The organism is Paraglaciecola sp. (assembly GCF_030730205.1).
Taxonomy (GTDB): Bacteria; Pseudomonadota; Gammaproteobacteria; order Enterobacterales; family Alteromonadaceae; genus Paraglaciecola.
The window spans coordinates 1-12,980 of the sequence record NZ_JANQVQ010000184.1; the positions used below are offsets into that span (position 1 = coordinate 1).

The window sequence follows — 12,980 nt, forward strand, 5'->3', positions numbered from 1 at the left end:
CACTACCGAAAGTAGAAGAGAACATTGGCAAGCCGTTATCGCCATACGCGGTAACCAAATATGTGAATGAGCTTTATGCGGATGTGTTTTCTCGTACTTATCAGTTTCATTGCACTGGCTTGCGCTATTTTAATGTGTTTGGTCCAAGACAAGACCCCAATGGTGCCTATGCTGCCGTTATCCCTAAATGGACAGCTGCAATGATTGCCAACGAAGATGTGGCCATTAATGGCGATGGCGAAACCAGCCGCGATTTTTGTTTTGTTGCCAATGCCTTGCAAGCCAATATATTAGCGGCTGTAACTCCGTTAGGGTGTAGTGAAGTGTTTAACGTTGCCGTTGGTGATAGAACCACATTAAATCAGTTGTTTGACGCGATAAAACATAGCTTGCAACAACATAATGTAAATTACGATAAATCAGCAGTGTATCGCGACTTTCGTGCAGGTGATGTTCGGCATTCACAAGCTGATATTAGCAAAGCAAATAAACTTTTAGGTTATCAGCCTGAGTACCGTATCGCGCAGGGATTAGAGATTGCAATGCCTTGGTATGTGGCATTGGGTAAATAATAGTTTCATTTAATATAAGAAAAGGGCTATAAATTTAGCCCTTTTTAAACGAGAATAAACATTGTACTCGTCGCATAAACTTATTAAATAGTGAAAGTACTAAAATCCATTTCGTTGTATAGCTTATAGAATATACTTCAGTGTCTGAATTGATATACTGCGCTTTGTAACTGTTCACTTTACCCGCCATCAAATCATAAAATTTTATCTGCTTTTCTCTTGCATGACGCATTGCAATAAGATGCATCGCTACGCCGGTATTTATAAGAGGGCTGTTTTCACTGATGCCACTTTGATAGTAATACAGCGTATCGTGATGATAAAACCCATAAAAAACGGCAATGCATTTTTCTTGAACAAGCAACTCGAACAGTAGTAACTGATTTTCCTTAAGAAGGGCCGCGGATAGATCTAAATGAAACTGCCGAAAAACTTGGGTAGAAAAGGCTCCTGGCTTACCACGTTTCTGCCATTGCAGCGTATGTAACTCAATTAAGTTATCAAAAAAATCCATAATTTTTGAGTCTTCATCACAATATACAATCTGTACATCTTCTCGATCAGTAAAACGCCGAGCTTGCCTGCGCAAAGTAGTTTGCGGGAATTGTGATATTTGTTGCTGTTCACTAGTCAGAACATCAAGCCTATAGCGTTTTCCGATTAGTTGCTCTTGGAGTTGCCATCCAAATTTTTTATAGCTTTTCAACCATTGCATGCATAAGGAATCTGGCAGAACATGCTCAAAACTAATTTTTACGCAGCGGTTAAGTTGCTTTACCTGTTGAGTAAAAAGCTCTAAGGATTCTGAAATATACAAAGGGTTAATAATAAAGTCCTGAAACTCGCTTGAAACTTCTGATGTTTCAGCTTCACCAGTTCCGATGAATCTAAGTTCATAGCCAAAATAAATTTTTTTCAAATATAAAGGATAAAATGCTATAGGAACATCATCTTTTGAGTGCAAGCTTAAATATAAGTGATCTAATCTATTAATATTTTTAGTTATCCAATTATCTAGCCATAAATAAGAAACACAAAAACTGATATCAGGTAGTGATTTGAAATATTCTAATATTTTATCTAATTCATTACTATTGTAATTTTTCAAATCCAAAATGATCAATTTAATCATAATTTATATTTCTTATATTGAGTACTGATATTAAAGTAAATTTTTAGATATTTTTGATCTAATTAGGCTTGTTATTTTTTCTTCTAGGCCGTCAGGTTTGCTTTGAAGATGCCAAATTGAGAAAGAAAATGTTAAATAAGAAATTACTGAAATTACTATTTGGGTTAGCAAACTTAGTAAAGGCGTTGATAATTCAAATGATAATAAATTAAATGCAACAATGTACATGAATAAAGATGATAATACTGGTCTCAGTAAAGATGTTGAGATATTAAGGAAAGATATGTTTATGAATTTTTTTAAGGTTATCTTAGTAATTATTAACATTATTATAGATGTTGAAATCAGTGAATAGCCAACACCATCAATACCATAAAAAGGTACAAGAATGTATATGAGACCATATATACTTATTACTTTACATACACCAAAATAAAAAGGGATTTTTGGCTTACCCAAAGCATTAAAGACGTAGCTTATATTGCTATACAAACCTGAAAATAAACTTGCAACAGCAAGAAGTTGCATAAGGTAAATAACATGAATCCAGCTATTACCTAATGCTGTTGAAATAAGTTTTGGCGCAATAAGAGCAATACCAATAGCTGCTGGTATAGTAATACTGCTTGAAAGAGATAGCGTACTGAGATATGCCACCCTGAGCTCTTTTAAATTTGATTGCAGTTTACTGTAAACAGGAAAAGAAGCTTTGTTGATAGGCGCAGCGATTTCCATTGAGGGAATTGTTGATATTTCATTAGTCATAGTATACGAACCAACCGCAGAGGTTCCTAACATTTTACCTATTACTAAATTGATAAGTTTTTCATTTGCATAATATAAAGCGTTATTTAAAATTAACCATTTGGAAAAGCTCATTAACTTTTTAGCCGATTTTAAGCCGAATTTTGAACGATGTGGATGCATGAGGTAACTTGCTAAAAAAGATATGAAGTTACCAAAAACAATCCCAATAGCCAAAGCCCAGTAACTTTTAAGTGCATATGCTAGAAACACGATAACAAAAAAATTGATGAATTTTGGGATTACTTGATATTTCATTTCTTTTTTAAAGTCTAGATCCTTTTGAAAGTTTATTACACCGATATTACTAAACCCATTTAAAAGTGCAGTAAGTGAAATCAGATATATTAAATTTTCAAGTCTTAAATCTTCAAAATATTTTGCGATATGTGGAGATAATATTATTAACAAAGCTGCAGAGATAACGCCAAATAAAGCTTTAAAAGTCCACGCTGTATTGTAGTCATCGTCATCTGCATCACTTTTTTGAATTAGTACAGTTGCTAAACCGAAAGAACTAAATAACTCTATGAAAGCATAAATTGCCATTGCTATAGCAATTAAACCAAAGTCTTCCGGTGTGAGGAGTCTAGCCGTTATAACAATACTAACTAGTCCAATTGACTTTACTAGTAGTCTTGTTAAGATCATTAAAAATGATGCGCTGAATAGTTTTTTATGAATATTCTCTGTGAGCTCTAAGTTTTTTTTATGTTTTTTGATCATTATGTTACCGTTATAATTATTAGATAATCCTAAAAACTAATCAAATAAATGTAATTACTATCATATAATACCATGTCTAAATTTGAGTTGATTTTTTATTTATGAAAAAAAATATACTAATGATAGCTAGCGAATTTCCACCTTGTGGAGGTGGAGGTGTGGGTCGGATTTCAGCAATTGCCGAGTCATTAGCTAAAAATGGTGATCGTATTACAGTCATTACTGCTAATAAAGAGCACTTTTCAATTTTTGACTATTCTTTGACTGTCAGTCATGAAAATTTAAAAATTGTAACTGTTTATTCATTTCCAATAAGGAAATTCTTATGGAGAATGCGTAGATATATTCCTTCATTTAAATATTTAGACAATTATTCTTTATGGAGTGTGCTGGCTAAAATAAAAGTCAATTCGCTTCAAAAAACAAAATCTTTTGATTTAGTTATATCTAGTTATCCAAGCATGTCTAATCACTCAGTTGCCTTTTTTATATCTAAAAAATTTAATATTCCATGGATTGCTGATTATAGAGACCCTCCATCTTTTTTATACGATAGCTCTCAGAAAAAACAAAAATGTTTTTATAATTATACTAAACAGGCATTAATTAATTGTGTTACGACTAAAAACGCAAAAGAAATGATATCTGCTGGCCTACAAGTTTCACCTGAAAAACTATACGTTGTTCAAAATGGTTGCTCAAAAATTGCCTCTACAATTAACCAAACAAATCCAGAGGATGGAGGTTTTGAACTAGTTCATACAGGGTCTTTTTACGAAAATGGAAGGGACATTAACCAACTTATAGAGGCGATAGATTCACTCTCAACGCCTGTTAAAATGCGCTTTATTGGTGATGAACCATATAATTCAACTAAAGAGTTATTACTGAAAATTAATAATCCAGAGCGTATTGAATTTATAAGTTACATGAATTCAGATGAGGTTTTAAAAATTTCTGCGGCATGTAGTGCTCTTATTGTCATCCAAGGAAACCTCTTTACTAATCAAATACCTGGTAAACTATTTGAATATTTAGCGCTTGAAAAACCAATTTTACTCATCAGTAACAAAGGCAGTGCAACACATGTCATTACATTAGACGAGCCAAATGTCATATTCGCTGAGTACGGTGACATAGAGTCGATTAAACTTGGCTTGATAAATTTAAAGAGTCATAAAGTAGTAGGCATTGATCGAAGTAAATATACAAGAGAAAAAATGGCCAAAAATTTTATCAGTCTTCTTGATATAATATAAATTTAGTTCATTTTTCTAGTAAATTAAATTATTAATGAGTAAAAATTTTGAATAAAAACAAATTTTTTAATAAAGATATTTATACTCAAAACTCTAGTTTTGCCTTTTTAACACTTTTCTTTTACTCTTTATTAGTTTTGATAAGACCACAAGACTTTTTAACTTCATTTCCTAAATTTCCTCTTGTAATGTTATCTACAATTGTATGTTTTATACTAATTATCTCACTTCAACGACCTTTACGTTGGGCACCGCAACAAACATTACTAATATTTTTATTACCGATCGTTAGTGTTTCAGGTTTTTTAAATGGGTGGGGTACAAAGGGAATTATCGAGTCTCTTAATATTGCATTCTACTTAATGCTACCTTTATTCTTTTTTGCCACCGTTATAACTACAACTTTCAGACAAAAATGCATAATGTTTGTGACTATTGTTGCATCACTTTTTATGGTGCATAACGGCTGGGTTCAACAAAATAGCTACGATGGTTTTGGTTGGACTGGTACCCAAGCAGTAGGTAGTGATTTAAGAAGAATTGTATATGTTGGTATATTTCAAGACCCTAATGATCTTGGCATGTTATTAGTAATGAATCTGCCTTTTTTAGTATACTTTTTTTACAACGGCGGTTTCATATCAAAACTCTTATCATTTTCTATTTTTGGAGTGTTTTTGTATGGTATTTACATAACGGGATCTAGAGGCACAATACTGGGTACTGCAGCTTTATTTGGTTTTTATTTATTACTTCGTTATGGTGGTACACGTTTAATTATATTCGGCATCGTGTCTGGTCCAGCAATAGCTACTTTATTATCTCAGTTTGGTGGTTTAAATTCAGGTGAAGCTTCAGCGAGAGGACGACTTTACGCCTGGTATGACGGCATTCATTACTTACTAAGTAATCCTATTTTTGGAATAGGTAAAGGTAACTTTGCTGATTGGCATGGCCGGACAGCGCATAATTCATATATTCTCGTTGCTGCCGAGCTTGGGGTTTTTGGTTACACCTTATGGGGCGGAGCTTTAGCATTAACGGTATTTATAGGTTATAAAATTTTTAAGTTACCCGTCGAGCGTTTTGCTAATCACCCTCAAAAAACGTTAATTTTGGATGAACTTAAACTCAATACTGCGTTATTATTTTCAATGATTGCTTTTATGGTAACGGCATTTTTCCTTAGCCGTTCATACATATTATTGCTTTTTATTTTCGTGGGAATGAACGTTGCTTCACATTACAGAGTGCTTAAATATGTTCCTGAATTTAATGAACTAATGAACATAAAGGTCGCATTTAAGTGTGGTTTAGCTTCTTGGATAATGATCTTAATGGTTTATTTAGCACTTAAAGTATCACTTTAAGTCAATTGCTAAAAATAAAATAACTACAATGAGTTAATATTGAAACGTCTATTAATAAGCAGCTCGTTCTATAGAGCTTTAGAAGCAATTTGGGCTGCTGTGACTATGCTTATAGTGACACCTATTGTTATTAAAGCACTTGGTGCAGAATCTTATGGCTTGTGGTTGCTTATTTTGTCTAGTGTTGGTTTGTTAAGTTTTTTTGAGTTAGGTTTCGCAAGCGCAATACAACGTCGTATGGCACAGTTAATTGAGAATAATGACCCAAGACGATTGAATAGTCTCTTTAGCAGTGCATTTTTCATTTTTCTTTTTTTAAGTATTGTCGCTTTTACCTGTGTGCTGCTAATTGCAATAAATCCATTGGTTTTAGGTGTACACTTAAATAATAAGCCTTTTGTTTTTGATGCCTTATTCTTGTTAAGTATCAAACTAGTTTTTGATTTTGTAGCGAATTGTTTTCATGGTATTTTTAGTGGTCACTTGAAGTTTGATATTGATTCTAAAGTTTCTATTGTCGCTATAACAATTAAAGCTGTGTTAATGGTTTTACTGGTAAAAGATTATGGCTTTTTATCACTTGTGTTGATAACGCTTTTTGTTGACATATCTGTACACATAATAAAATTCTTCATCGCGTATCGAATTCAACCTAGTTTATCTTTGTCTGTACCTGTAAATTTTAGCGATGATGTAATTGACTTATCCCACTATGCAAAACATGTTGTTCTTATTGAGCTCTCACGTTTAATTCAAGATAAATCTGTCACCTTATTCATTAGTCATTTATTTGGTCTTGTAACAATTAGTATATTTTCAATTGCTGATCGATTGATACGGCAAGCATATGCGATGATTCAGACTATAACGGGTGTTTTACAACCTTTTCTTATAAGAAAATTGGAGAAAGGTGAACTTAGTGAATCTTTGATGCAAAACTCAATGCTCATTCACACATGGCTTAGTTGTGTGGTTTTCTTACCGGTTATGCTATGTGGCCCTGCTTTTATAATGTTATGGGTAGGCAGTGATTTTTCTGAGTCTGCAGACTTACTACATATTTTTGTTTTAGCTTTTTTTTTGAAAGTGTTAGTTTCGCCAATATCACATCTACTGTTAGCCCATGCTAAACATCAAAAAATTGCGTTACTAGAAATAACAGCTTCGATAATTTACATTACGCTATTAATCATTTTAGGAAATGAATTTGGTTTAATTGGAGTTGTCTGGGGTGGTGTCTTGTCGTCATTGTTGGTGCACGCTATTGGTTATGTCTTTCTAGCGGACAAGATTTTAGGAATTAAGTTTTATTTCAGTTTAAGTTTAATTTTTAAGACACAATTCATTTTTTGGCTAAGCTATTTTTTTAATAAATATTTTCATGTGTTCACTATGGAAATGACATGGTTAGAGCTAATTTTCTCTGTTTTTATGAGTACATTGTTCTCAGTATTAGTTGGGTTTTATTTTATATTAAATAAAGATTTAAGACGCATATTACTTTCATTGAGATCTGAAAAAAATTAGTTATGTAATATTTTATATCTACTAAAATTGAGGTTTTATCCAAAACCATGTTGCAATAGAATTCGAACGGTATTGCCAGTTAAAAGCTCTTAAGTTTTTTCCGATAGAGCCTGAACAATCCTTTGTTTTATTATCTAACCAGTGTGATAGGATCTTCTCTATTCTTGCTTCTAATCTTATCTTATCATTGGTATTTAATGAAAAGTAATAAGCTAGTGATAAAGGTAGTATTACTTCTACATTATGTTGATCAGTATACGATTTTTTGTTGTGGTCTTCTGCTATTACTTTTTGATTTGCTACGCTTGAGGCTGAATACAGTAACTCAACGGCATCATTATCTGCACCTGTGCAAGCCAAACGCGCTTTAAAGCCCTCTCTTCTTAAGTAATTCGCATTTATTCCTTCTCCATCAACATAGGTTGAAGCAAAGCCATGTTTATCTATTGCATTACCAAGTTTTTGCAGCATATCTGCAATTTTTGCTTGTTCAGATATTTGATAGGCATGCCATAAAAAGTCTGCGATGTTTTCACTCATCCACGGTGAAAACCTAAAGTTATCGGTGTCTGATTTCTTGGCATTTTTTGTTTTTACTTTGTTTTCATGTACCAGCCATGAATGTTCAAATGCGCCACTCTTAGGCGTCCAATGATTTTCATTCTCCCATTCAGTCAGCATGTTTTGCATTTGATATAAGCTGTTAATTCTCTGTTTTAAATTCCCCAAGATTTTTTTGTCTGCTGTAATTTCATAAGCAATTACTTCGGTTAGGCCTGTTAAGCCGGCAGCTCGCTCTGTAAAGCCTTGGTTCTCTTTAAATATGGGGGTTCTTGTGTTGTATTGGTAATTACCTAAGTCAGCCTGAAGTGCCATATTGTTGATTAATTCGTTATCCCATTGGCTGTTGTCGCCCAGTAACGCCCAGGCGAGTTTTGCTGGTTGGGTATAAATATACTTACCGTCCTGACAGGCTACTGTTTTAAATTGCCAACAGCCACTACCACCATCTGGAGCTGGTTTTGTTTGATCATTTCTGACATAAAAAAAATAAAATTGCTTTGATAAAAAGGCTTCTTTTAAAAATGTTAATTCACCAGTATTTAGATAGGCTTTAAATAATGCGGATGATCTGTCAAATAACCATTCTCCATTTGTACTCGCGTTGTAATCTAATTTTTGTACTAAACGATCGAATTTTTTTCCAATCAATGATTTCAGTTGTGGTTGTCTTTTAGATATAACGTTGTAAGGAGGCACTATGTCGGTTGTTGAAAGATAAAACGGATCATGTAGCGCGAATACCCTTGGATAATACAAGTAAAACTTATCTGCGCCAGCTTTTACCCAGCCTTGTTCTGGTGGTGTTTTCTTGGCTATCCTTGTTACTTGATGAGTGTGTTTTTTTATGATCAGTTCAGCTTCATTTAATTGATTGCTCATGTCAAAATTTGTTAGTTGGATAGTCACTGAACGTAAAGAGTTATCTAACCAGTGCCAGCGTAAGCCTTCTTCTATATAAATATTTTGCTCAATTCCTTTATAAAAAACACTGATATTGTTGATGTCGTAAATACTCGATCTTGCTAAAGGCAAACCGAAAGTTATAATTTCATTTTGTTTACCAATTATGTCTGAATCAAGCTGCAATTTTATGGTGGTTTCAAAACTTTCAACTTTTGTACATGTCATTATTAAAAAAGACAAAATTAAAAATTTAGTTATTTTAATCATCTTTGCAGCCTTTTCTTGATTAATCTTTAGCTTTGTGAGTATTGTGGCTATACTTCTAATGCTATATAAAACATACATTAAACCTTAATTACTTTGTAGCTATTCCCTAAATAGGATAAGACATATGCTTTATCAGAAGATTTTTTTTAACGTTTTGTATCCATTTTATGAAGGCATAATTAAGCGTCGGAAAACTTTTTCTTATTACCGCCAGTACATGCACAATGAAACTTTAAGCTCTGAAGATTTGAAAGTCCAGCAGCTTAGTGCTTTAAGAGATTTATTGGAGCATTGCTATAGAAATGTAGCTTATTACCGTTCTAGCTGGGATGAACTTGGTTTTAAGCCGTCAGATATTCAGACCGTTGCCGATCTAGAGAAAATCCCATTATTAACAAAAAGTATTATCCGTGAAAATTACGATCAATTACGAGCTACTACTCATGAAGGTATTAACATAACAAAAACCTCTGGTGGTTCAACTGGTGCACCGTTCAAATTTGAGCATGACAGAGAAAATTACAATCGTAGACAGGGTGTCATTTGGCGAGGATACGGCTGGTCAGGCAGTAAGACTGGTGATAAAACGCTTTACTTTTGGGGGACCCCGGTAGGAAGCTTATTGAAAGGTCATAAAATCAAAGATGCACTTTATAACTGGTTTTACAATCGAAAAATAATGAATGTTTTTTCAATGTCAAAAGACAATATTCAAAGTTATGTTGATGCTGTAAATAACTTTAAACCAGACGGTATTGTTGCTTATACCGGGCCTTTGTATGAAATTGCTAAATATATAGTTGATAACAATGTTCAAGTTACTAAAGTTAAATGGCTGATTGTTGGTGCTGAGCCACTTTTTGACGTACAAAGGGAGGTTATAGAAAAAGCCTTTTCAGCGCCGTTATTTAACACCTATGGGTGTAGAGAGTTTACGCTAATAGCTGCTGAGTGTAAGGAAAAAACAGGCCTTCATATCAATGAAGATCACTTGGTTGTGGAGATTACAGATGATGTGGGTGTTTCAACAAATGATGTTGGAAATGTTGTTATAACGGATCTTTATAATTATGGTATGCCTTTGGTTAGATATGTAAATGGTGATATAGCTAAATTTAAGGATAAACCATGCCATTGCGGTCTACCATTTTCACAATTGTCGTATATTGATGGTCGTCGTTTAGATAAGATAGTAACAAAAACAGGCAATCTTTTACCTGGCGAATTTTTTATATACATTTTAAAAGATGTTGTTGGTATTGATAAATTTCAAGTAATTCAAAATTCTGTTCTAGAAATTGATTTGAAGATTATTAAAACTGAAAAGTATGACGCTAACTTTGCAGAAACCTATGTTAACCAATGTTTGATTGATACCGTAGGTAATGAATTGCTTGTAAATTTTTATTATGTTGACGATATTCCTTTGACTGTGAGCGGGAAGCATAGGGTAACAGTTTCTAATATTGTAGAAGCTTTATAACTAGAAAGGCTAAATTTATGTAGTCTTTCTTTAAAAAAGATTAGCTATTGGTTGAGTATATTTTATTATACTTATCTAAAGTCACACTTAATGAGTAATCTATAGCTATATAGTTGTATGCATTTTCTTCAATGCTAGATAGTAAATTTCTATTATTGTAGAGCTCAATAAGAGTACTGCTCAGTGTTTTCGTATCTGCGTACTCAAACAACATACCTGTAGATTTATGATTAATAAGTTCAGGATTGCCACCAACGTTAGTTGCTACAGTCGGTATAGAATTTGCCATGGCTTCCATAATAGCCAGTGAAAGACCTTCCATTTTTGAACACACAACTTGAATATCGATTTGACTGTAGATTTTACTCCGGTCTTTTACAATGCCATGAAAAACTATTTTCATAGTTCCAAGATGTTGTAACGCATATTTACTTAGATTTTCAAACTCACTGCCATGCCCGAAAAAATGCAGTTCAAATTTACATTGTTGTTCTTTTGCCATTTCAGCTAAGGCTTGTAATAGGTATTTTTGGCCTTTAATCGGATCCATTCTGCCAATTGAGCCTAGTCTTAAAACATTATCTGGCGTTTTTATTAATTTAGATTTAGGCGGCACAATAATACCGTTTTTGATAACGGTTGATGAAGAGAGCGGCCAATTATGATTTTTATGAAAGACATCACGTGCATCATTTGAAACAAACGTTATGTGCTTTACAAAAGGCTTGATTAATTGATGTATTAATCTCCAGCTTTTTGTCGCGTAAGGTGCTGCACCATGCCTTGTATAAATGATCTTCGTTTCTTTTGGTAATAACCAAAATACAGGTAGTAAAAACTTCATTAGTGCAGGGCTGTGAAAATGCAATACTGTAATGTTGTTGCTTTTAACAAGTTTTATAAATTGAGTGTATTTATACCAACGTGAATTGCCTATTGCATGCGTCACGCTGATATTTAGTTTTTTAGCTTCGCTAACTAATGCATCATTTTCAGTCCCTAGACTGTAAATTGATGAGGGTGTTCCTTCTTTGTTCTGTAAATGGCAAACATCAATGGCTAGTCTTTCTGCACCGCCAAGATTTAAGCTAGAAACACCATGAAGAATCTTTATTTTTTGATTACTCATTTTCGATTTATCCAAATTTTAAATCGAAATTTATGTAAGTTATCATTGTCTATACAGATTCTGTATAAATTGAAAGGGTCATTAAGTGTTTTATTGATACCTGACTGATTGTTAAAAGCGAATAAGTATCCCGCTTTTTGGCAAAGTTTTTTTGATGTTTCGTTATAACAGTTAGAGCTTCCAACAGGGTAAGCGAAAGCTGAAATTTTTGACGTTATTTCTTCTTCAATAATGTGTTTTGATCTAGTAATTTCATATTCTTGCTCATCCTCCGTTAGGCTTGTTAGTATTTGATGGCTGACGGTATGTGAACCTATTTCCATTTTATTTGCGGTCATCGTTTTAATATTTTGCCATGACATAAATAATGATGGCGTATTCTCTAGTAATTCTGCTTGTTTAGGTAATGCGATATGTAATTCGGCAAGAACTTTTGGGATGTTGTTTTTTCTCTGACGTTTTGTGTTTTGAATATAATGCTGAATTTGACTCTCAATAATATGTTCATCAAGTAACATACTTGATGAATTATCTGGCAAAGTTACCGTATTTCCAACACTGCGCCGTAGCATGAATGTTATTTCATCCCACCAAGCAATTTTTCTTGAATTAATTAATGATGTTGAAAGAAAAAAAAGTGCAGTGACTTCGTGTTTTTTTAAAATTGGGTAAGCGACTGTGTAGTTATCAATATATCCATCGTCAAAAGTGATTAATGCTAATCGTTCATTAATATTTTTTTGAAATTGAAGCTTTTGCGCTAGTTCATTAGTAGTAATGACCCTAAAGTTTTGTTTTATATCAATTATGATTTTTTCGAAAGCAGCCTCAGAGCAAGAAAAAACATCCCTTGCAAACTCACTATCTTGTTTAGAACCAATGCGATGAAAATTAAAAACATATAAACCATTTGGCAGTAATCGCAAGAGTAATTTATCGATTTGGAAATGGATAACTGTTTTTTCTATTATTTTTCTTATTGTGTTTTTCATGAGCTATTTCTTAACTATTCAGTTTAAAAGATGGTTTAGCTAAGATGAAATCACGGTATTTATTGGGGTTTCCTGATATGCCCGCTTCTGCGGCTTTAGCAATATTATACATTTCACGAGCAGACACATAATGTAAAACATACTTTTCACCATCGTTGTATTTTGTTTCAAGGTAGCTATGCAAAAAGTCGCGTGGCTCACCTAATAAAGTGTCCATATCGCCTTCTTGTGCACCATGAGTGTGTACTTTTA

General features: G+C 33.3%; 10 protein-coding genes and 1 pseudogene. 5 read left to right on the top strand and 6 right to left on the bottom strand.

The features are described from left to right. Nucleotides 1-572: NAD-dependent epimerase/dehydratase family protein (locus NWQ57_RS12500; protein ID WP_306022482.1), on the top strand; the 572-nt coding region annotated here is incomplete at its 5' end. A 34-nt stretch (nt 573-606) separates the two neighbouring features. Here NWQ57_RS12500 and NWQ57_RS12505 read toward each other — a convergent pair. After that, nucleotides 607-1,704, bottom strand: coding sequence for a GNAT family N-acetyltransferase (locus NWQ57_RS12505; RefSeq protein ID WP_306022483.1), 1,098 nt, complete (start codon nt 1,702-1,704; stop codon nt 607-609). A 30-nt stretch (nt 1,705-1,734) separates the two neighbouring features. After that, nucleotides 1,735-3,234 (bottom strand): lipopolysaccharide biosynthesis protein, encoded by a 1,500-nt coding sequence (locus NWQ57_RS12510; RefSeq protein WP_306022484.1) that lies wholly within the window; start codon nt 3,232-3,234, stop codon nt 1,735-1,737. A gap of 101 nt (nt 3,235-3,335) precedes the next feature. Here NWQ57_RS12510 and NWQ57_RS12515 point away from each other — a divergent pair, with 101 nt between their 5' ends. Genes NWQ57_RS12515 through NWQ57_RS12525 form a run of 3 tightly spaced genes read left to right on the top strand, consistent with a single transcriptional unit; the run spans nt 3,336 to nt 7,390 of the window. After that, nucleotides 3,336-4,493: a glycosyltransferase gene (locus NWQ57_RS12515; protein WP_306022485.1), complete on the top strand. Its 1,158-nt coding sequence runs from the start codon at nt 3,336-3,338 to the stop codon at nt 4,491-4,493. A gap of 47 nt (nt 4,494-4,540) precedes the next feature. Beyond that, the gene (locus NWQ57_RS12520) at nt 4,541-5,863 is read left to right on the top strand and encodes an O-antigen ligase (protein WP_306022486.1); all 1,323 of its coding nucleotides are present in this window, start codon (nt 4,541-4,543) and stop codon (nt 5,861-5,863) included. Nucleotides 5,864-5,902: 39 nt separating this feature from the next. Continuing rightward, a complete protein-coding gene (locus NWQ57_RS12525; protein ID WP_306022487.1) occupies nt 5,903-7,390 on the top strand; it encodes a lipopolysaccharide biosynthesis protein in 1,488 nt (495 codons plus the stop codon). 21 nt (nt 7,391-7,411) lie between these two features. Here NWQ57_RS12525 and NWQ57_RS12530 read toward each other — a convergent pair whose 3' ends face one another. Then, the gene (locus NWQ57_RS12530; protein ID WP_306022488.1) at nt 7,412-9,124 is read right to left on the bottom strand and encodes a hypothetical protein; all 1,713 of its coding nucleotides are present in this window, start codon (nt 9,122-9,124) and stop codon (nt 7,412-7,414) included. Nucleotides 9,125-9,248: 124 nt separating this feature from the next. On the opposite strand from NWQ57_RS12530, the gene NWQ57_RS12535 reads away from it, so the two are divergent. Next, nucleotides 9,249-10,607: a phenylacetate--CoA ligase family protein gene (locus NWQ57_RS12535; RefSeq protein ID WP_306022489.1), complete on the top strand. Its 1,359-nt coding sequence runs from the start codon at nt 9,249-9,251 to the stop codon at nt 10,605-10,607. Between the two features lie 40 nt (nt 10,608-10,647). Here the strand turns inward: NWQ57_RS12535 and NWQ57_RS12540 are convergent, their stop codons facing one another. From NWQ57_RS12540 to NWQ57_RS12550, 3 genes and pseudogenes are all read right to left on the bottom strand, one after another. Continuing rightward, on the bottom strand, nt 10,648-11,736 hold the full coding sequence (locus NWQ57_RS12540) for a glycosyltransferase family 4 protein (RefSeq protein ID WP_306022490.1): 1,089 nt from the start codon (nt 11,734-11,736) through the stop codon (nt 10,648-10,650). After that, nucleotides 11,733-12,728 carry a polysaccharide deacetylase family protein gene (locus NWQ57_RS12545; RefSeq protein ID WP_306022491.1) on the bottom strand — a complete coding sequence of 332 codons (996 nt, stop codon included), beginning with the start codon at nt 12,726-12,728 and terminating at the stop codon, nt 11,733-11,735. Before NWQ57_RS12545 ends, NWQ57_RS12540 begins: the two co-directional genes overlap by 4 nt. Before the next feature lie 10 nt (nt 12,729-12,738). Beyond that, nucleotides 12,739-12,980 (bottom strand): annotated as a pseudogene (locus NWQ57_RS12550) (hypothetical protein); the annotation flags it as partial.